Below are 19,638 nucleotides of genomic sequence, written 5' to 3' on the forward strand. Positions count from 1 at the left end.
TCCGCTGAATAGGTAACAATTTCTAGTTAGTAGTTAGTGATAAATCGATGCAGTGGGAGAATGAAGGTATAGTTTTATCGAATAAAGGACTCGTTGAAAACAAAGCCGTAACGACTTTGTTTACTAAGGATTATGGGTTAAAACGCGGTTTATGTAGTAGGAAAGCAACAATTGATGTGGGGAACGTAGTCTACTGTAAATGGAGTGCTAGGTTGGAATCACAGTTGGGCTACTTCAGAGTTGAAGTAAAAGAGATAATTTCTCCGTTTTTGTTCACCGATTATAAAAAGTTGAAGCTCCTTAATGCGGTTTTAAGTATTTTGCTTAAGGTTCTTCCAGAGAATGAACCACAGAAGGAAATTTATAAAATATTTATCCAGTTGTTACAGGCATTTAAGTCGGAGACTTCTTGTTATTATAGGCAGTATATAGAAATGGACTTATCAATATTACGGCATTTAGGGTTTCAATTGGATTTGTCTCGTTGCACTGTAACTGGAGAAACAAAAAATTTATTCTATATTTCCCCAAAAACTGGTAGAGCTGTTACGAAAGCGGTCGGTGAAGCATACAAGGATAAACTACTTCTATTGCCACCGTCGCTATACAAAATTGCTAATGGCTTATCGCTGGAAGATGGGATATCTAAAGAGGAGTTCTTGGATTGTATCAGAGTGACAACTTTTTTTCTTCGGACATTCCTGTTTTTCTTACTACATTTGGACCTTCCATATCATAGAAAGTCTGTGTTGGATGGGATATGAGCATTTTTTCTTCTGGCACTCATACAGAGTTCTCATAGGAGTGTGCTGGAATATAAATTACAAGATGTGTTTTGTGGTCGTAGGTACCCCTCTCATTGTAGGTGTATTTTTGGTGAAAATCGCTATTATGAGAAAGGTGATGGTACATAACAAGCTGGAAGTTAACAGTTGAAGTTATTGCATTTGTTTGATACAATACACGGCGCGCTATTTTGCGCTATAACAATAAATGGTTTTTCGTAATAAGTATCTTGGACCCGAAGGCAGAATTCGGCACCTCCACCGTTTTGCGGGGGTGAGTTAGTTTCGACAGGTATTAAAAGCTAAACTTTTGTTCGGTTGAGTGATCCCGTGATTCACGACACTTTTTATAAGTGCAAACGACAATTTTGAAGCTGATTCTGCTGAGTACGCAGTAGCTGCCTAGTTTATAGGTAGTACAGCGCGGTTTGGGGCGGCCGGTCAACAGAACGCCCCAATTTTGTTTATGAAAGAGATTAAGTATAAGGCACTGGTAAACACCGCGATGCTCGGTGTTGTTCGCTCTGTGATGAAAGACGTCTCCGCTGGGGAAGCAGCAAACTTTTTCATTACTTTTTCTACACGAAATGCCTCTTTGTCAGATAGTCTGAAGAAAAAGTATCCGTGTGAGATGAGCATTATTTTGCAAAATCAATTTAGGAATTTGCAAGTTTCTTATGAGAGGTTCAGCGTGGTGCTCAGTTTCTCTGGCGTTGAGGAGTGCATTACTGTGCCCTTTTCGTCGATCTTGTACTTCCTTGATAGGGAGTGCAATTTTGCTTTGGAATTTCATGATTTAGCCAGCGAGGGTAGTGTAGATGAAGTTGATTCTTGTGATGCTGGTGGTGCTTATGTTCCTGGGACCGGTACTAAGGGGGAGCAACAGGGGAAGATAATAGATATTACTGATATGTTGAAGAAAAAGTAGTTTCTGTGTAGATTTGTTGGTCGTCAGCGTGTAGAGGTATATATGCCCTTCGTGGGGCTGCCTTTCCTTTTTGCAAGTGTTGGTGTTTGAAGCTGTGCGATTTTTACTCTCTCCTGTTTGTTTTCGTTGTATTCGGTCGAGCTTGCGTAGCTAAAATAAAAAAATTGAGTTGTGCTTACGTCAGTTGGGTTTGGCTTTTAGATGAGTTTACATAATTTAAAGTTGGTTTTGGCTCTCTATGTACGATGTTATAGTAGTTGGTGGTGGTCCGGCCGGGTATCCTGCAGCGATTCGGGCGAGTAGGAGTGGTCTTAAGGTTGCGCTTGTTGAGAAAAATAAATTGGGGGGAGTGTGCCTCAATTATGGGTGTATTCCAACTAAAGCGCTTTTACATGTTGCAGAGAAGTATCACTTTGTAAAAACCGGAGCGGCTGAACTAGGTATCAATGTCTCTGGTGTCTCTCTTAGCTTTGGTAGTGCGATCGCGTATGCTCAAGAGAAAATTAAGAAACTTGCTGCTGGTGTTTCCTACCTTATGAAGAAAAATAAGGTAGAGATTTTTTATTCTAGTGGAAGAATTTTGCCTGGTAAAAAAGTCGAGTTAGGGGATTTAGGTAAGACGATAAGTGCAAAAAATATCATTCTTGCAACCGGGAGCACTCCGAGAGAGATTGCAGGTCTAGAATATGACCATGAACTGATTTGGAATTACAATGATGCAATGACGGCAAGTAAAATGCCCGAATCGTTGTTAGTGGTTGGAGCCGGCGCTATAGGTGTCGAATTTGCATGTATTTACAATGCCTTTGGCAGTAAGGTGACTATCATAGAAATGCAGAGCCAGGTTCTTCCAGCTGAGGATACTGAAATCAGTAATCTTGCTGAAGCTGCATTTAAAGAAAGTGGAATCACTATACAGAAGGGTACTACTATTCAATCCTTAAAGAAGGATAAAGATAAGGTTCTTGTAGCATTAAGCGATGGAACCAATCTCGTGGTTGAAAGAATTTTGGTTGCAGCTGGTGTAGAGGCGAACTCTCAGAATCTTGGCCTTGAACAGATTCCTACAATAAGGATGAATAAGGGTTTTGTTTCTGTTGATGAGTACTGTGAAACAGGTGAATCTGGTGTATATGCGATTGGTGACTTAAGGGGATTCCCTTGTGTTGCTCACAAGGCAATATATGATGCATATGTTTGTACGGCAAAGATAGCGGGAAAAGAACCCATTCCTTTAGAAATGAATAGCATTCCTAGTTGTATTTATTCCTTTCCTTCAATTGCAAGTATTGGTTTGACGGAAGAAGCCGCTGTAAGAATGGGTCATAAAGTGAAAATAGGCCGTGCAAAAGCTGAAGGAAACGGCAAGTCAGTTGTACTTGGTAAGGATAAAGGCTTGGTCAAAACAGTCTTTGATAGCAAAACAGGGGAACTTTTAGGAGCTCACATAATTGGTTATGAAGCAACGGAGATTTTGAATGGTTATATTATTGCAAAAGCTTCGGAAGCAACAATTGAAAGTTTGAAGGCTGTTGTTTTTCCCCACCCAACTGTTTCTGAGATGATGTATGAGGCAGTACTAGCAGCAGATAATGAAGAAGTTCATTCATAAAATACAATTTTCTATTTTCTATAGTAGAGATATTGCTTTATTTATATTGTCTTTTCAGAAGGTAGATTTAATATAACTAAATGTCGCAAAGGTTGGCTCATAGCTCATTAAATGGTTTAGTAGGCCGTTTAGCGGAAATGATAGTGGCTCTACATCTTTCGATTAAGGGATATATGCTCTTATGTAGACGTTATAGGAATCCACATTGTGAACTTGATTTAGTCTGTATCAAGTCTGGGGTTCTACTTTTTGCAGAGGTGAAATTTCGGAGCTCGCTGCAAGCAGTCGAAACCACGGTAGATTACAGCCGTATGGAAAGGATGTATCCAGCTTCTGAGAGTTTTTGTAGTGAGTTTCAGTTGTACTACTACCTTGAAAGAATCTTTAAAGTCTTTCTCATAACCCCCTCAGTGATACAAGTTATAACGCTGTAAGCTGCTGTATAATAGGTGCTAACTTTTATTAATATTTTTTTGTGTGCTATACGATTCTGGCTTTTTAGGGGAAAATTTGGAAATCTCGCAATTTCTTTAAGTAGATTAGATGACCATCGAAGATAGAGGATTTATAGGGTTCTCTACCGAGATAAAGAGCTACTTTGCGTTCCAGCTAGACAAGAATAATGCTTGCGATCGAAAGGAGCACTACAAATGCCAGGATGTCCGTAAAGGAGCTAGTGATGATCGAAGATGAAAGAGCAGGGTCACCACCAAATTTCTCAATTATAAACGGAATTGCAGCCCCAAAAGATGTGGCAAGTGCAAACACAAGGGTGATAGAGATAAGAAAAGTAGATTCCAAGGCCAGATTGTGAAAGCGTAAAGCTATTATTACTACCATTAGTGCCGACATTACGAGACCGTTGCACAGCCCTACAATCAACTCTTTTACAAAAAGGCGTAGAGCATTACCTTGACAAAATCTCTTTGTAATTAGCGCTCTAACCGCAACTGTAGATGCTTGTATGCCTGCGTTTCCACCCATTGCAGCAATTATGGGCATAAGAATTGCAAGTTCCACGTGTTGTTGTAATGTTAGCTGGAAAAAGCCGATTATGTAAGACGAAAAGTTGATGCTTAAGAAGGTCACTATGAGCCATTTAATTCTGCGCATTACCGTGTTTGCAACGTCTGAGTTGATGTCCGATTCTGAGACTTTACCTGCATGCAAGATATCTTCTTCTGCCTCTTCAGAGATTACGTCCACTACATCGTCTATTGAAATTACACCGACAATGCTTTTACTTCTATCGACCACAGCGATTGAACGTAGAGAATAATCCCTAAAAAGGCGAGCTACTTCCTCCTGATCTTGACCTGTCTCTACAGTTGTTATATTTGTCTGCATCAGCGTCCTTACCAAGGATCTGCTCTTTGCACATAAGATATCATTAAGAGAGACACTCCCTATTGGGCGATTTTCCTCATCTACAACAAAGATTTCGCTTATATATTTTGGTAGCTGCTTTTGAACACGAATAAACTGTAAAACTTGTTCTATGCTCCAGTCTTTTGGGATAACAATGAAGTCTTTGTGGATCAACCTTCCTGCACTTTCTTCAGGATAGGCAAGAATTTCCTTGATTACTTTTCCTAGTTTTGATGGGAAAAATTTAACGATCTCTTTTACAAAATCCTGTTCGATTTCCTCAAGTACATCAACTATTTCATCTACTGGAAGAGAGGTAATAATTTGTGCGAATCCTCGAACACCAACTGTCTCGACTATTCTTCTCAATAATTCAGTTGGTATCTCCGCTAAAATATAAGTATGATGAATTAAGTGCTTGTGCATGAAGTGTTCTTGAACCTCACTTTTTGCGTTTATAAACGCATCTACAAGCTCTTTTTGATTCTGTATTCTATCTTGCTCAGGTATTTCCTCGGTAAGCTTCTTTAGGATAAGAGGGATAGTATCATTCATCTTCTTAACATTTACATCAGAATTCTCTAAAAAAGCTTATCTACCAACAAATTTCAGAGTGTCTGTGCCTGAGGGAAAGTGTACACCAATACTATTGTTGGTGTACACAGTTGAAACCTGGCCTAATGAAGTTTAGTCTCTAGTAAGCTAGGCACAATAGTCAAGTATTTATTTAGGATTTCATTTCCAATAAAACAAAAGCCTTTGGATTAATTACCTTTGCGCCAACCCTCTTAGTAATATAGAAAGAAACATAAGGTTTTGCGGAGTATGGGTCTCTTAAAACCCGCATTTCGCTTCTATCGACGATTTGATATCCGCGCTTGAAATCTCCAAAAATGATTGGATATTTCTTTGCCGAGCCTTGAGATTTATCAGATGTCGGTATTATAGGCATTTCTGAGCATTCAGTAACAGGTATTCCCATTAATGTATCGGGTTGACCTACTGAAATTCCTGGCTGGAACATATAGTGTCCTGTCTGTTCATACTTCAGACCTCTTATTAACTGGATACTCGCACTGTGCATAAGAAATGTTCCATTGACGGAAAACTCTCTTTGTAAGGAGTAATACAGATTCAGAAGATCTTCAGGAGTTATTCTGTCTTTCTCCTTGCTTGTGATCTTACAAATCTGGGTTCCGGTAGAATCTGTATTATGTTGAAGTATTCCGTGTGGTTTATTTTTTCCATCACCGGTAATAAAGGTTTCGTTTTCGAGTTGTGTAAATGCCAAAGCAGCCTGTTCAATTAACCACCTTTCTACGTTTATAGATGGATCATCAAGGACTTTTTGGGTGGTCTTTGGTTGTGTATAGAGCTCATAGGTATTTATTTCTGTTGTGATTATATGCTCTTTTGCATTGCTGTTACTTATCTCATCTTCAGAAACCCATTGTGCCTCCAATGCATCGCCGTTGCTGATGTAGGTTATACAGTCTGTTGAGATCATATTAACAGATGCTAGTTGTCTGATAGGAGAGAGCTTCTTCATATGCTCATGGATTGAGTTAATTAAGGTATCTGCGAGCGGAAAACCATTACTCTTTATTTCAATAGAATTTGTTGAGCCCTTCTTAAGATAACTCTTGAGTTGCTTCTTATAATGACAATCTTCGTGTATTTCGGTCGAAGTAAAAGGTCGTTTCACAGCCAAGTCATAGCCGTCTTCTAAATTTTTCAATCTTTTTTCATAACTCTGCAATCTTTCATTTTCTTTTTCTTTGAAAGATTTAATCTCTGTTTCGAGGCTTAGAAGTAAATTATTTACTGTTGTGTCCATTTAGTTGATTATAAATGAAAAATTTAGTTTATTTCGTTTATCTGCTTATGAGGAAGCAGAACATTATTACTACATAGGAATTTAGGTCTTATGGACAAAAGTGAGTCTAAGTACATTAGGGAATGTATTGGAGCAGTGGTACTTCAGAAGTGCTTTGGAAAGTTTTTTATAACTATCTAAAGCCAAATTATTTCAGTTATTATATTCTTTTCTGGGTAGATTGCTTGCATAGCCTCTTTGTATCGATGCATTTGTTTCTCTATGGCAAGATCGATGTTTTTATCTTTTCCAGTTTTATAATCTCTAATCGTTATTGTATCCTTTTCGAATTTCACATTATCCATTCTGAGTAGCTCGCCATCGAAACAGACTTCCAGTTCGTTTTTGCCACCTGCTTTGCGATTTTTTTCAAGAAAAAGCAAAACTGTTTTTTTGATTTCATTTTTTTGCTCGCTTGACAATTCTGGAGAATACTCTTCCAGAAATAAATCTGTCCATTCTTCAGCTTTTTCAACTTTAGAAATGTATTCGAGAATCTTATGTATTAATTCGCCCCGGACAATCTGAAAGGTCTTCTCAGAAACTTTTGTTACATCATCGATGCCATTTTCCGAGGTTTCATCTTCTTTGCAAGGAAATTTATATGAGTTTGCTAAATCACTTTCCTTGTTTTGTAGCTCTTGCGTATTTTTCTTGCAACAGTCGCTATCTCTTTCTCTGAGTAGACTGCGGTTTTCGTGTGATCTATCTACCTTTTTTTTAATTTCTACAGGATATAGCAGATCATTTGTATGGTAATATGCTCCATCTTGATCTTGTGAGCCTATTTTTACGATTCCGTTACTGCATGCTTCATACCAAGAATTCTTTTTAACTTGTTTACCAGTTCCCATAATGTACAATTCGTCCTCTGCACGTGTTAGGGCAACGTAGAGGAGTCTCAGGTGTTCGTATCGGAGCGATTCCTTTTTTATATTCCTAATTTCCTGTACGACTCTAATATGATTTTCGGATGAGAGGAGTGGTGTTCCATCCTCAGTAAAGAAAAAAATATCACGATTTTGTGGTACGTAATTACTGTCTACTATAAACACAATAGGTGATTGCGTACCTTTACTTCCATGAACGGTTGAGATAGTAACACCGTTTTCGTTGTTGCTTTTGATTTTTAGACTCGCGTCTTCACCAGAAAAGATGTAAACAAAATCATGTATACATTCCTGTTCGAGCGTGTTGTCTAAAAAGATGTCAATATAATATGGGGTTTCGCTTCCATAGTGTTTGGCTAATGTATTGACAGTCCTTGCGTCAAGGACTCGTGAATATATGTCGAAAGTCGTGCCGTAAAGTTCAAGCCACTTCTTAAGGACTTTTCCTGCATACGTGCCACAAATCTGCTCGAACAGTCGTTCCTTTCTTTTCTCAGCTTTGAGTTTTAGTAGAGCATTGTGGCTCCAGGCAAATATAGGAGATTTTAAGAGTGTGATCAGAGCTTCATCATCGTGTTTATAGATAAGAAACTTTCCTAGATTTATAAGAAGCTCAAACAGGGGATTGTTTTTTACTGTGAATTTACCCGTAAAATTCACGGGGATATTAACTGCACTAAGCTGCGTGTAAATATGGTCAACTAAATTGGTTCTGTGTGCAACAAGGATCAATATGTCACTTCCTTTTACAGGTCTGTTCTTTGCTTTAAGCATTCTACTCCTCTTAAGCCAATTTTCTATGGTTTCCCTTATAGAAATTGCCAGTTGAAGTTCTGCATCGACTTCTCGATCTTGTAGTAACGGTATTAGTTCTATGTAGCCCGGTGCTTCAGCTCTATTTGTATTATGGCAAATCTTTTCACTCGATGTTGTACAAAGTTGGACGTTTTCAAAGACGCTGTCAACGAATCGTAGAATAGCTGCAGATGATCTATAGGACTTTGCTGTCGTAACCTGAACAAGCTTATTTTGGGGATCTCTTTGTTTAAGTATGTCGTAAAACGCAAGATATATATCGGGACTCGCCCCCTGAAACCCATAAATGGACTGTTTGTAGTCACCAACTACGAAGATACTCTTATTATTTGTTTCATCTATGAGAAAATCCCTACAGAGATTGGATATGATATACCACTGTTTTAGGTTATTGTCTTGCGCTTCATCGAGCAGGATATGGTTTATTTTCGCGACAATTTCATAAGCATTCCATATTTCCATGTTTATAGCAGTTTCTATGATTCCGTTATGGGAAATGTAGTGCTTTGAAATATTTTGATTAATTTCTAAAAATTCAGCGAATGCCGATAATATATCTATACTTTCCGTTGCTAATTGTTCCAGTGGATCATTCTTAAGTTTCTCGATTATTTTTCTGTAGTCTAGGTGAAAGTTACTTAGCAAAGATGCTAGCATTTCATGCAATTTTCTCTCGGTTGTGTTTTCCGCGGTTTTCTTGGAAAGTTGACACCTTTCCCAAATAAACCGTGCCAGTAATTGGCAAAACATGTGTTGGTTTTCCTCATATATTTCTTTTGAAAGATGTTGTGGGTCAGACATTCTGATTGATTGCCAGCAGAACGAGTGTAGTGTCTGTATTTGAATAAGTGCATCGGCTGTGTGTACAAGTTTCCGGACATAATCCGGATCTTTTACAGTTCTGTTAATTGTGGAAAGCAAATACTCGTCCATCTCTGTATCATTCATTACAGAGAGCTTTCCCAGTATAGCGAAAATGCGGTTGTGCATTTCTGCTGTTGCTACCTTTGTAAAAGTTATGCACAGTATATTCTTCTCTTTGCTAACCAGCAATGATATTGCCCTCTTTACAAGCAAGGCAGTTTTGCCGCAACCGGCAGATGAATTAATCCAGACTGAGACATTGGGATCAGTAACTTTTTCTATCATTTGTCATAGCTATAGCAAGTGATACCGTTCAGGTAACCATGACAGAGCACCAAAAGATGTGCAATAGGTGGATAAGTAACGCTGAAAGAATTTTGATGTGAGACATGATCATATGATCCATCCACCGCCCAATACTTTACTTCCATGATACATAACACAAGCTTGGCCAGGAGCTATAGCACATTTGGGTTCCTCAGCTAGGGAGACCTTTAGGAGATCACTACTTGGATAAAGATATCCTTTTACCGTATCAGCGCCAGAACGCAGTTTGACCTCGCATTCTAGTCCAGCGGTTAATTCTTTTCCATCAAGCCAGTTTACTTCTTTCACGTAAAGTGAACGTTGTTGCAATTTATCACGTGTGCCAACAATTATGATGTTATTCTGAGCATCAATTTTTACTACATACAGTGGAGTAGGAGATGATAATTGTAAGCCGTGTCTTTGCCCAATGGTATAATGAATTGTTCCATTGTGTGTGCCGAGGACTTCTCCATTTGTTGAGAGTATTTTTCCTGGTTTCTGTGCATCCGGCCTAAATTTCTTTATCACATCCGCATAAGATTTTCCATTTACAAAACAAATATCCTGGCTTTCTGGTTTTTCCGAGATATCCACACTTAGTTTTCTAGCTAAGTCTCTTGTTTCGCTTTTTTTAAGATTTCCTAAGGGGAAGCGGAGAAATTCTAATTGTTCACGTGTAGTATTGAAGAGAAAATAGCTTTGATCTTTTGAAGGATCGATACCTTTATGGAGCTCTACACCATTTGTTGTGGTTAGTCGCCTTACATAGTGACCGGTTACGAGTGCATCGACGGATAGATTTTTAGCAATTTTCATGAGATCCCTAAACTTTACTGTCTGGTTGCACTTTACACATGGTATAGGAGTCTCTCCTCTGAGATACGACTTTGCAAAGTCTTCTATCACTTCTTTTCTGAAAGTTTCCTCCATATTTACCACGTAGTGTAAAAAGCCGAATTGGGCTGCCACACGTTTTGCGTCAAATATGTCCGACCCTGCACAGCAAGTTTTTCTGTTTGTTTGCGTGGAAGTGGAATTACTATGAAGTTGTAATGTTACTCCTATGACCTTGTAGCCAGCTCTATGTAGATAAGCGGCAACGGTTGAGCTATCCACACCACCCGACATAGCAACCATTACTTTTATGTCACGAGATGCTTTTCCGGGAATGATTTCTACAAGTTCTTGCATTAATTTCACAAACAGTTAACGAGCTATTATAACAGGATCATGATCTTGCTTAACACCCGATTAATATGTCCCTGTTTTACAATTTAAATTTGTTGTTTATTCTATGTGCTGTACTAACGATGGAGTTGTTTCTGTAGAAGGGAATTAAATATGGAAAAAATTATTCGCTACACATCCAGTACTAGAGTTGCCTGTTATGGAGAAGAAAATTCAATGCATCCACTTGTTTACCTAGATCTGCAAAGGGACGGGCGGGTTACTTGTCCTTACTGTGGTGCTATATTTGTTCACAGGGGTACAAATGATGACTCAGAGACGTAAAGTTATTCTAGATACCGAGACCACAGGTCTCGATATGAAGAATGGAGATCGTGTCATTGAAATTGGCTGTGTCGAGATGGTGGATTTTCGAATTACAGGCGAAATCTTTCATATTTATTTGAATCCTGAGCGTGAGATTTCAAAAGAGGCAACACGTGTACACGGTATCACTTTTGAGCAACTTGCTGATAGTCCAAAGTTCATCGATATAGCAGATGATTTTCTACAATTTATAGGTTCATCAGAAATAGTCGCTCATAACGCAAGTTTCGACATCCGTTTTCTCAATTCTGAACTTATTCGTGCAAGGCAGAGAAGATTGATCAAATTGGAAAATGTTATAGATACTCTTGCTATGGCGAGAAAGATATTTCCAGGTTCTCCGGCTTCATTAGATGCACTATGTAGGAGATTTAGAATTTCACTTGAGCAGAGAGAGTTCCACGGAGCTCTATTGGATGCGCAGCTTTTAGCTCGTGTTTACATAGAATTGAGTAAGGGTAGTCAGGTTAGTATGAGCTTTTTAGAAGGATCTAGCGCAAGTTCTGAGAAAAAAATGTTCAAAGAACGCGAGAAGCTCATTATTACGCCTGAGGAGTCGCTTGCGCATAGTGAACTGATCAAGCGCCTTAAAGATCCTCTTTGGGATGAAATTTTGGTGGAAGAATAAGAGTCATCTACCGATAGAAGTCTGCTTTAACTCGGTTTTTTTGACTAGTATACGCTGTGTATTTATCTTCAGTTTCAGCTTTATCTACTGTGAGTGCGAAAGGTGGTTTAGTGGTTATTTTCTTTCTTTTAAGAGCACAAAGCTTATGGTGATTTCTATGACCTACATATCCAAGACTGGACAAGAATGCTAAAACACTTGGTTTAATTTTCTGTGATTAGTGTGATAACGCCTGAAGAGAAATTGTCTGCTCTAAGGAGAATAATGGAAGATAAAGGGATAGAGGGTTTTCTTATAACTATTAGTGATGAATTCTTACTTGAATCTCCTCTTCCCTATAATAACCGCCTTAAATGGCTTACTGGATTTTGTGGATCGTTTGCTATGGTCCTCATTACTTGCGAGAAGGCGTATTTCTTTACTGATTCTAGGTATTTGATTCAAGCAAAGCTTGAAGTTTCTGAAATATATACGCGCCTGCAGTTTAGTCTTGCTGAAATTGAGCGTGTGATAAAGGAGAATTGTATTCGGAGAATTTGTTACGATTCAAGATTGCTTAACCGAGCTATATTGAGCTTCTTCCGGTGTCAGATGGAGCCTTTAAATTGGAATCCCATTGATTCCCTCTGGGATAGAGACACAATTTCTGTTGGAAAGGTCGTAGTTCACCCACTTTGTTATGCAGGGTTATCTAGTCAGGAAAAGTGCAAACAAATTATCAACGTAACAGGTGGAAATAACTATTTTTTTTCTAATTCAGAATCCGTATGCTGGTTAGCAAATATACGTGGTTCGGATCTTGAATATACACCTGTAGTTTGCTGTAGAGCCATTCTTTATTCAAATGGGTTGCTGAGGATCTTTCTACGTGGCCAAGTAGAGGATCTACCTTTGTTGGAAAGTCATATAGAGATTTTGCGATTGGAAGAATTACAGTTTTACTTGACCCAGTTAAAATCGGTAGCTCTAGATGAGCAGAAGATAAATATTTACTACTTAAATCTAATAAAAGATACAGATGTGCAAATTACTCATCTGCAGGATCCATCGGTTATTATGAGAGCTTGCAAGAACCGCATAGAACTTGAAGGTAGTATAGCAGCTCATAAAAGAGATGGCTTGGCTCTGACAAAGTTTTTAAACTGGCTAAAAGTAAATGAGTCTTCAGATGAATTAGCATCAGCAGAGATGCTATTAAGTTTTAGAAAAGAGCAGGATCTGTTTTTTTCCCTAAGTTTTCCTACGATTTCTGCATTTGGTCCACATGGTGCGATAGTTCACTATACTCCCTCTAAAAAGAGCAATCTGCAGTTCAAACCCGGAAATCTATACCTGCTCGACTCCGGTGCTCAGTATTTGGATGGCACCACAGACGTGACACGTACTGTTGCAATAGGGGAACCAACTGAAGAACAAAAGTTTTATTATACTGTTGTCCTGAAGGCGCACATTGGGCTTGCTAAAGCTGTGTTTCCAGTTGGTACTACTGGTAGACAGTTAGATGTACTGGCTAGATCTCACCTGTGGAGTTACAAACTGGATTATGCTCATGGTACTGGTCATGGGGTTGGAAGCTTTCTTAATGTTCATGAAGGGCCGCATTCATTTGGAAGTGAGGTTCCGTTAAAAGTAGGTATGATTATTTCAAATGAACCTGGTCTCTATTTAGAAGGGAAATATGGCATAAGACTTGAGAATCTTATGTATGTCAAAGAAGCTGGAGATGGTTTTTTGAGTTTTGCTCCTCTTACTCTTGTTAATTTTGATGAGAATCTAATACGACATGATATGCTTTCCGATGGTGAATCACAGTGGCTAGAAGATTATTCGTATTTAGTCAGGACAATACATAAGTGTTAGCACTTTTCTCTTTGAAAAAGCAAAGCAACGTACCTAGAAAACAACAAGTTAGGTCTAAAAGTGCGCGCGGTTTACTTACTTTTTGCTAATCACACTTTTATTTTCTTGAGGACAAAAAGAATGAGGCCTGCGCATTTGAGCTATCGCTTCCTCTAAAACACTCAGGCTGATAGGATCATTCATCCTGTGATCAGCATTACGGAGTAAACGGACTTCTGCGTGAGGAGCAGCTACATGTTCGAGTAGCCTGATGGATTTCTGATATGAAACAATGTCATCAGCGAGACTATGTAGAAGAATAACTGGACAGGAAATGCTTAAAACTTTGTCCAATATTAGGTTTTTTTTGCCATCCTCTAAGAATGACCTAGTGACTAGGAGCTCCCTGCCATTATCAAATGAAAAAACAAAATAACCTTGCTCTATAAGTTTTTGGCGTGTTTCAGGAGTAAGTTGTTTGTCTAGATCTTCTGTAAAATCAGGTGCAGCAGCAACCCCGATTAATCCCTTCACCTTTTCTGGTAAAGCCTTAGCCAATGCGAACATCATCCAACCACTCATGCTTGAGCCGATTAAAATCTGCTTGCCGGTGGTCACGTTTTTTAGCACTTCGAGTGCGTTTTGAGTCCAGATACTTATGCTGCCATCTTGGAAGTCTCCATCTGATAGGCCATGGCCAAAGTAATCAAATCTAGTAAAAGTAATCCCGTTTTCTTTGCAAAAAAGCCTTAAATGTTCCGATTTGGTGCTTGTCATATCTGATGCACGACCGCACATGAAAAGAATTCCATCATCAGAACGGCCTGCAAAGGTTTGATAAGCTATTTTTCCTGTTGGTGTAGACAAATATTGTGTAGACATCAAATACCCGATCTGCAAGAACTGTGCAATTCTAACTTGTCTTTTGTGGAAAGAAAACAATAAAGGAGCAGAAATCCTGATCCTATTGACCTCTCGATTCTAGAGCAGGGGTGCTGAACTCTAAAGAGCTCAAAAGCATACCACCCAGCTCTCAATATCACCAAGAGTCGTAAAGAAAGTTCATATTTATTCTGGCAGCGGGACGGGTGAATCAGAGAGACTACGTAGGTATAGTATTACATGTGCTATATCCTGAGGATTGGAAAGTCCCGCAAAGGACATTTTGGTTCCCTTGATGTACGAGGCTGGTTTGTATAGTAGATGTATCATTGAGCTATAATCCCAGGTACCACCTTTTTCCAGTAGAGCTTTGGAATATTTAAATGCATCCCCCAAGTGAGCTTTATTTTTTCCCAAGATATCCCAAAGATTGGGACCAACTTTGTTATGTCCACCCTTTTCAAAGGTGTGACAGGCAACACACTTTTTAGATAATTTTTTGCCCTCTTCTATATTTGCATCTTTAAAGAAGGTAGCCATATCAACGGTTGCCGGATCAAATTTATTTTTTTGTGAGTCTACAGTTTCAGCATTTGCAACTGCATATTGGTAATGTGCAACCTCTTTGGGATGGTAGAGAACGTCCACTATGTTGCTTACCGACAGAACCGTTATTCCAAATAGAAGCACAGATGCAAAAAGCTTATTAAATTCCAGACCTTTCATTAGAAAAATGATGACAACAGGCGTATCGCATGAGGAAATGATACACGAACTAACTATCTTTCTTCAATGGGCACAAAAAGCAGGTTGTGTATTTTTTTTATGTAGACAAGTTGCAGTCTTATTTATTATTTCTTCATTTGCGTTTTATTCCTGTAAAAAAATGAAATCTGCCCGTATATTGTCGGTGAGTACCTTTTCAACGGCAATTGGAAAACATTTGTGCTCAGCTTTGAGTATTCTCTTGCTTAGTGATTCGACGGTGTCGTTTTCAAGTACTGGCACAGCAGCTTGGATAATTATCTTTCCTGCATCAACCTCAGGGGTGACATAGTGCACAGTGCATCCAGCAATCTTTACTCCTGCTGCCAATGCTTCTGCTTGGGCATTTAATCCCCTGAATGAGGGTAGCAGAGAAGGATGAATATTGATGATGTCACATCCAACTCTCGATATGAAGTCCTTACTCAGTATTTTCATGAAACCGGCCAAACATATAAGATCCACCTTTACGTATGACAGTACACTGAGTATTTCTTTCTCTGAGGTGCAAATTCGTGTTTCTACACCATAAGTGTGGGCTATGCTAATACCACCGGCATTGGGCTTATTTGAAATGACAAGAGCAACAGAGAAAAATTTTTTTCCTTCATTTTTCGAAAAATCCAGCAGGGAGTTCATGTTTGAGCCCCTGCCCGAAATAAAAATAGCAACCTTTTTTCTCATTCAACCTTCAAAACGCAGAGCCTTATTTTCCGTTATGGGTACGTAAGTAAAGCAAAGATTTACTTAGAAGTGTCTTTAGCTGATTCTGATATAAATTCCGTTAGTAGTCGTACACCAAACCCAGAAGCTCCAGTGCTAGAAAAATGGGAAGTACTGTTATTCCATGCAACGCCGGCAATATCGAGGTGAGCCCATTTTGTTCCGTCGTTTATGAATCGTTTCAAGAATTGAGCTGCTGTTATGCTGTCGGCGCCATGGTTTTCTGTGGAGATGTTCTTCACATCTGCGACTTCTGAATTCACGAGATCATCGTAATTCTTTGACATAGGCATTCTCCATAGTTTCTCACCAACCTTTTTCCCAATATTTGCAAGGTTTTCGGCAAGTACATCATCATTGGAGAACAATCCGGCATGATCGTGTCCTAAAGCAACAACTATTGCTCCTGTGAGTGTAGCTACGTCTATTACTTGGTTTGCTTTTAAGTGTTCTTGCGCATACCACAACGCATCTGCGAGTACCAATCTACCTTCTGCATCAGTGTTGAGTACCTCAATTGTTTTCCCAGAGGCCGACTTCACTACATCTCCTGGACGTTGTGCGACTCCCGAAACAGCGTTTTCAACGATTCCGAGTACGGCCGCAACATTGGCTTTCACACCTTTTTTTGCTACAGCATGGATTGCGCCCAAAACTGTCGCAGAGCCAGCCATATCCGATATCATATGCCACATTCCACGTGCTGGCTTAAGTGAAATACCACCGCTGTCAAAAGTAACACCTTTTCCTACAAGAGCAATGTAAGGTTCATCTTTGTCCACTGCACCGTTGTATTTTACCACCGCTAGTCTCGAAGGATATGCACTTCCCTGACCAACGCCTAAAAGTGCATTCATGCCTAACTTCTGCATGATCTTTTCATCGAGTATTTCAATTTTTAGGTTTGGAGCTGTTTTAGTAATTTCTCTTACAGCATTGGCGTAAGTTTCTGGATTAAGGTGATTTGCGGGTTCATTTATCAGATCCCTAGTTAATTTAATTGACTCAATTAACGGCTCGACTTTCTCTCTGAAAACCGAACAGATGTGTTCGTAGTTCTCAATTCCAATTACAAGTCGCTCTAGCGTTATGCTCTTATCATCGACCTTTTTCGTTTTATATTTATTAAATGAGTAGTCTTTTACCTTTGCCCCAAAAGCCAGATCCAAGGCATAGTCATCTTTCAAACCATCTAAAAGTACTGTCGCAGAAGAAACATTATTCTTCTTCATGAGCGAAGCAATCTGCGTTCCTATTTTCTCTGCGGTGTGAGCACCAAAATCTTTTTGCTTTCCAAGTCCAATGAGACACAGTTGTTGCAGTTTTGGATACCCTTCGACAAGGTCACTGAGAAAAATACAAACGTTTTCGCCAATTTTTCCGGTAAATGAAGTCGAAGCAATGCTTTTGGAGATAAACGAAGAGCTTTGTTGATCCAAAATAGAAATCCTTCCAAAGAACTCAGAATTTTCATACAGTCCGCTGAATAGAATAGGCTCACTTTGCATTGCCTCTACTGGACTCAAAAAAAACACTTCCATAATAACTCCTAGAAAAAGAATAGCGCAGTGCTCTGAAAAAACGACGGGCGAACGACCAGATTCGAACTGGCGACATCCAGTACCACAAACTGGCGCTCTACCAACTGAGCTACATCCGCCAAAGTGCACGTCACGGCAAATGGCGATTATACTTTAACATCTTTTGTATATCAAACAGTATTCCAGATAACCTCGAGGTTATGGAGGTGTCGGGTGTCAAATGCATTGCAGCAGCACATACCTTTTGTGTGTTGGGGTAATTATTCATGTGTGGGTCTCTTATTCAATCGTAGAAGTATCACAGAAGCCTCCTCAGGATCTGAATGTTAGATTGAGTTTCATCAGGAAGAGGATATAATTTTCGGGGCTGTGCATGGGTGGACAGAGTGATGTGTTTTTGCACTCATGCAGGGGTTTTCCTTACCGCAGTGGATCGATGATAAGGGCCTTTCATAGGGGGATTGGATTGCTGAAGTCAAGTTATAGAGATTGTGGAATTGGTGAAATATCAGAGGAGCACGTTGGTGAGGTTATAAAGCTCGCTGGATGGGTTTTTAGAAAAAGGGATCATGGTGCGATTCTCTTCATTGATCTGAGAGACGCTTATGGTGTGATACAACTTGTCGCATCAGAAAGTATCGATGGATTTGAAGAGCTCAGATGTGTCTCCTGTGAGAGTGTAATCACCGTTCAGGGTTTGGTTTCGGCAAGATCACCTGAAACGATAAATAATTCGCTTCAAAATGGTAAAATAGAAGTTATTGTTAACTCCTGGAGCGTGAATTCCCATGCTTCTTCATTACCACTTCAAGTGGATTCCGAGTTTCCTTATCCCGAGGAAACACGCTTGAGGTATAGGTATCTCGATCTTAGGAGAGACAAACTCAAGAAAAATATCATACTTCGTTCAAAGATTATTTCTGAGATACGGAAGTTTATGGAGGGCGAGGGTTTTACAGAGTTTCAGACACCAATACTTACTGCTACCTCACCAGAAGGGGCTCGCGATTATATTGTTCCCAGTAGGATTCACAAGGGAAAGTTTTACGCTTTGCCTCAGGCGCCACAACAATTCAAGCAGTTGCTTATGGTTGCTGGTTTTGATCGATACTTTCAGATAGCACCATGCTTTCGTGATGAGGATTCTCGAGCGGATAGATCTCCTGGGGAATTTTATCAATTAGATGTGGAGATGTCCTTTGTGGGACAAGAGGAAGTGTTCGAACTGATGGAACGCCTTCTAACGCATATCTTTTCAAAGTACTCAAATAGAAAAGTGTCTGGGAGTTTTGAGCGTATCCCATATGAGGAGTCGATGCTTCTATATGGGACGGATAAGCCTGACCTTAGGAATCCAATAAAAATTGCTGATTTTACTTCCATCTTTGGGGAATCCGGTCTTGCAATTTTTGCAGAGCAAATACAAAAAGGAGCTGTTGTTCGTGGGATTCCAGCCCCAAATTGTGGAAATAAACCAAGAAAGTTCTTTGACGAGATGATAAAATATGCTACCACAGAGCTCTGTGCTCGTGGGTTAGCATACCTTTGTTTTGATAGTGGGATTCCTAAGGGACCGATTGCAAAGTTTTTATCTTTTGAACAAATAAGTGAGATTGCCAAAAAGGCTTGTCTTAGCAAGGATGATGCGATTTTTTTCTCATGTGATGCCGAACAAGCAGCTACAAAGATTGCTGGTGCCGTTAGAAAGAGACTAGGACTAGAACTTTCTCTGATTGACAATACAGAGTATAAGTTTTGTTGGATTGTTGACTTTCCATATTTTGAACTAGATGAAACTACTGGGAAATTAGATTTTTCTCATAACCCTTTTTCTATGCCTAAGGGTGGTTTGGAGGCTCTTAACGGAGATCCGCTCAAGGTTGTATCACAGCAGTACGATATTGTTTGCAATGGGGTGGAACTATCGAGTGGTGCTGTAAGAAATCATAAGCCAGAGATAATGTATCGTGCTTTTGATATGCTTGGCCTGGATAAGGAATATGTTAATCGTGTTTTTGGGGCTTTAATTGAATCATTTCAGTATGGCGTACCGCCACATGCTGGGATAGCACCTGGAATAGACAGGATGGTGATGCTTATTGCAGAAGAGGAAAATATAAGGGAGGTAATTGCATTCCCAATGAACCAAAGATGTGAAGACTCTCTAATGAGAGCTCCTTCTCCTGTGGAGACAGAAAGATTACTTGAATGTGGTGTCAAATTGGTAGAGTAGGGAACAGTAATACCGAGTGCCTGAA

The 19,638-nt window shown here is 39.4% G+C and carries 16 protein-coding genes, 1 tRNA gene and 1 other RNA gene; 9 read left to right on the forward strand and 9 right to left on the reverse strand.

The window, feature by feature from the left end; translation table 11 throughout:
- Positions 1-47: 47 nt before the first annotated feature.
- The 5 genes from recO to NRI_RS01915 all read left to right on the forward strand — a co-directional run bounded on the left by recO (position 48) and on the right by NRI_RS01915 (position 3,759).
- Complete coding sequence (recO, locus tag NRI_RS01895) at positions 48-764, forward strand: DNA repair protein RecO (RefSeq protein WP_015816315.1); 717 nt, start codon at positions 48-50, stop codon at positions 762-764.
- 164 nt (positions 765-928) lie between these two features.
- Positions 929-1,244, forward strand: a transfer-messenger RNA (tmRNA) gene (gene ssrA / locus NRI_RS04105).
- A 7-nt stretch (positions 1,245-1,251) separates the two neighbouring features.
- Positions 1,252-1,713: a ClpXP protease specificity-enhancing factor SspB gene (locus NRI_RS01905; protein WP_015816316.1), complete on the forward strand. Its 462-nt coding sequence runs from the start codon at positions 1,252-1,254 to the stop codon at positions 1,711-1,713.
- A 238-nt stretch (positions 1,714-1,951) separates the two neighbouring features.
- Positions 1,952-3,325, forward strand: coding sequence for a dihydrolipoyl dehydrogenase (gene lpdA / locus NRI_RS01910; RefSeq protein ID WP_015816317.1), 1,374 nt, complete (start codon positions 1,952-1,954; stop codon positions 3,323-3,325).
- 80 nt (positions 3,326-3,405) lie between these two features.
- Complete coding sequence (locus NRI_RS01915; RefSeq protein WP_015816304.1) at positions 3,406-3,759, forward strand: YraN family protein; 354 nt, start codon at positions 3,406-3,408, stop codon at positions 3,757-3,759.
- Between the two features lie 175 nt (positions 3,760-3,934).
- Here NRI_RS01915 and mgtE read toward each other — a convergent pair whose 3' ends face one another.
- From mgtE to mnmA, 4 genes are all read right to left on the reverse strand, one after another.
- On the reverse strand, positions 3,935-5,248 hold the full coding sequence (gene mgtE / locus NRI_RS01920; protein WP_015816318.1) for a magnesium transporter: 1,314 nt from the start codon (positions 5,246-5,248) through the stop codon (positions 3,935-3,937).
- Positions 5,249-5,420: 172 nt separating this feature from the next.
- A complete protein-coding gene (locus NRI_RS01925; RefSeq protein WP_015816305.1) occupies positions 5,421-6,530 on the reverse strand; it encodes a phage major capsid protein in 1,110 nt (369 codons plus the stop codon).
- A 176-nt stretch (positions 6,531-6,706) separates the two neighbouring features.
- A complete protein-coding gene (locus NRI_RS01930; RefSeq protein WP_015816319.1) occupies positions 6,707-9,424 on the reverse strand; it encodes a UvrD-helicase domain-containing protein in 2,718 nt (905 codons plus the stop codon).
- A gap of 108 nt (positions 9,425-9,532) precedes the next feature.
- A complete protein-coding gene (mnmA, locus tag NRI_RS01935; RefSeq protein WP_015816306.1) occupies positions 9,533-10,639 on the reverse strand; it encodes a tRNA 2-thiouridine(34) synthase MnmA in 1,107 nt (368 codons plus the stop codon).
- A gap of 150 nt (positions 10,640-10,789) precedes the next feature.
- Between mnmA and NRI_RS04110 the strand changes: the two genes are divergently transcribed.
- The 3 genes from NRI_RS04110 (at position 10,790) to NRI_RS01945 (ending at position 13,490) form a co-directional block, all read left to right on the forward strand.
- Complete coding sequence (locus NRI_RS04110) at positions 10,790-10,960, forward strand: zinc-finger domain-containing protein (protein WP_015816320.1); 171 nt, start codon at positions 10,790-10,792, stop codon at positions 10,958-10,960.
- Positions 10,941-11,630 carry a DNA polymerase III subunit epsilon gene (gene dnaQ / locus NRI_RS01940; RefSeq protein ID WP_238523033.1) on the forward strand — a complete coding sequence of 230 codons (690 nt, stop codon included), beginning with the start codon at positions 10,941-10,943 and terminating at the stop codon, positions 11,628-11,630. Before NRI_RS04110 ends, dnaQ begins: the two co-directional genes overlap by 20 nt.
- A 222-nt stretch (positions 11,631-11,852) precedes the next feature.
- Positions 11,853-13,490 (forward strand): M24B family metallopeptidase, encoded by a 1,638-nt coding sequence (locus NRI_RS01945; protein ID WP_081436402.1) that lies wholly within the window; start codon positions 11,853-11,855, stop codon positions 13,488-13,490.
- Positions 13,491-13,565: 75 nt separating this feature from the next.
- Here the strand turns inward: NRI_RS01945 and NRI_RS01950 are convergent, their stop codons facing one another.
- The 5 genes from NRI_RS01950 to NRI_RS01970 all read right to left on the reverse strand — a co-directional run bounded on the left by NRI_RS01950 (position 13,566) and on the right by NRI_RS01970 (position 17,499).
- A complete protein-coding gene (locus tag NRI_RS01950) occupies positions 13,566-14,351 on the reverse strand; it encodes an alpha/beta hydrolase (protein ID WP_015816308.1) in 786 nt (261 codons plus the stop codon).
- A 186-nt stretch (positions 14,352-14,537) separates the two neighbouring features.
- On the reverse strand, positions 14,538-15,077 hold the full coding sequence (locus NRI_RS01955) for a c-type cytochrome (protein ID WP_015816322.1): 540 nt from the start codon (positions 15,075-15,077) through the stop codon (positions 14,538-14,540).
- Between the two features lie 144 nt (positions 15,078-15,221).
- A complete protein-coding gene (gene purN, locus NRI_RS01960) occupies positions 15,222-15,800 on the reverse strand; it encodes a phosphoribosylglycinamide formyltransferase (RefSeq protein WP_015816309.1) in 579 nt (192 codons plus the stop codon).
- A 59-nt stretch (positions 15,801-15,859) separates the two neighbouring features.
- Positions 15,860-17,380 carry a leucyl aminopeptidase gene (locus NRI_RS01965; RefSeq protein WP_015816323.1) on the reverse strand — a complete coding sequence of 507 codons (1,521 nt, stop codon included), beginning with the start codon at positions 17,378-17,380 and terminating at the stop codon, positions 15,860-15,862.
- Positions 17,381-17,426: 46 nt separating this feature from the next.
- A tRNA-His gene (locus NRI_RS01970) sits at positions 17,427-17,499 on the reverse strand.
- A gap of 317 nt (positions 17,500-17,816) precedes the next feature.
- Between NRI_RS01970 and aspS the strand changes: the two genes are divergently transcribed.
- On the forward strand, positions 17,817-19,613 hold the full coding sequence (gene aspS, locus NRI_RS01975) for an aspartate--tRNA ligase (RefSeq protein WP_015816310.1): 1,797 nt from the start codon (positions 17,817-17,819) through the stop codon (positions 19,611-19,613).
- Positions 19,614-19,638 lie beyond the last annotated feature (25 nt).

Origin of the sequence: Neorickettsia risticii str. Illinois (genome assembly GCF_000022525.1) — a bacterium.
Classification (GTDB): Bacteria; Pseudomonadota; Alphaproteobacteria; order Rickettsiales; family Anaplasmataceae; genus Neorickettsia; species Neorickettsia risticii.

Bases quoted from the DNA above. Each gene is read 5' to 3' on its own strand.
- NRI_RS04110 (WP_015816320.1), top strand. From the start codon at position 10,790: ATGGAAAAAATTATTCGCTACACATCCAGTACTAGAGTTGCCTGTTAT.
- NRI_RS01905 (WP_015816316.1), top strand. From the start codon at position 1,252: ATGAAAGAGATTAAGTATAAGGCACTGGTAAACACCGCGATGCTCGGT.
- aspS (WP_015816310.1), top strand. From the start codon at position 17,817: ATGATAAGGGCCTTTCATAGGGGGATTGGATTGCTGAAGTCAAGTTAT.
- lpdA (WP_015816317.1), top strand. From the start codon at position 1,952: ATGTACGATGTTATAGTAGTTGGTGGTGGTCCGGCCGGGTATCCTGCA.
- NRI_RS01950 (WP_015816308.1), bottom strand. From the start codon at position 14,351: ATGTCTACACAATATTTGTCTACACCAACAGGAAAAATAGCTTATCAA.
- NRI_RS01925 (WP_015816305.1), bottom strand. From the start codon at position 6,530: ATGGACACAACAGTAAATAATTTACTTCTAAGCCTCGAAACAGAGATT.
- NRI_RS01965 (WP_015816323.1), bottom strand. From the start codon at position 17,380: ATGGAAGTGTTTTTTTTGAGTCCAGTAGAGGCAATGCAAAGTGAGCCT.
- recO (WP_015816315.1), top strand. From the start codon at position 48: ATGCAGTGGGAGAATGAAGGTATAGTTTTATCGAATAAAGGACTCGTT.
- NRI_RS01955 (WP_015816322.1), bottom strand. From the start codon at position 15,077: ATGAAAGGTCTGGAATTTAATAAGCTTTTTGCATCTGTGCTTCTATTT.
- NRI_RS01915 (WP_015816304.1), top strand. From the start codon at position 3,406: ATGTCGCAAAGGTTGGCTCATAGCTCATTAAATGGTTTAGTAGGCCGT.
- dnaQ (WP_238523033.1), top strand. From the start codon at position 10,941: ATGATGACTCAGAGACGTAAAGTTATTCTAGATACCGAGACCACAGGT.
- NRI_RS01930 (WP_015816319.1), bottom strand. From the start codon at position 9,424: ATGATAGAAAAAGTTACTGATCCCAATGTCTCAGTCTGGATTAATTCA.
- mgtE (WP_015816318.1), bottom strand. From the start codon at position 5,248: ATGAATGATACTATCCCTCTTATCCTAAAGAAGCTTACCGAGGAAATA.
- mnmA (WP_015816306.1), bottom strand. From the start codon at position 10,639: ATGCAAGAACTTGTAGAAATCATTCCCGGAAAAGCATCTCGTGACATA.
- purN (WP_015816309.1), bottom strand. From the start codon at position 15,800: ATGAGAAAAAAGGTTGCTATTTTTATTTCGGGCAGGGGCTCAAACATG.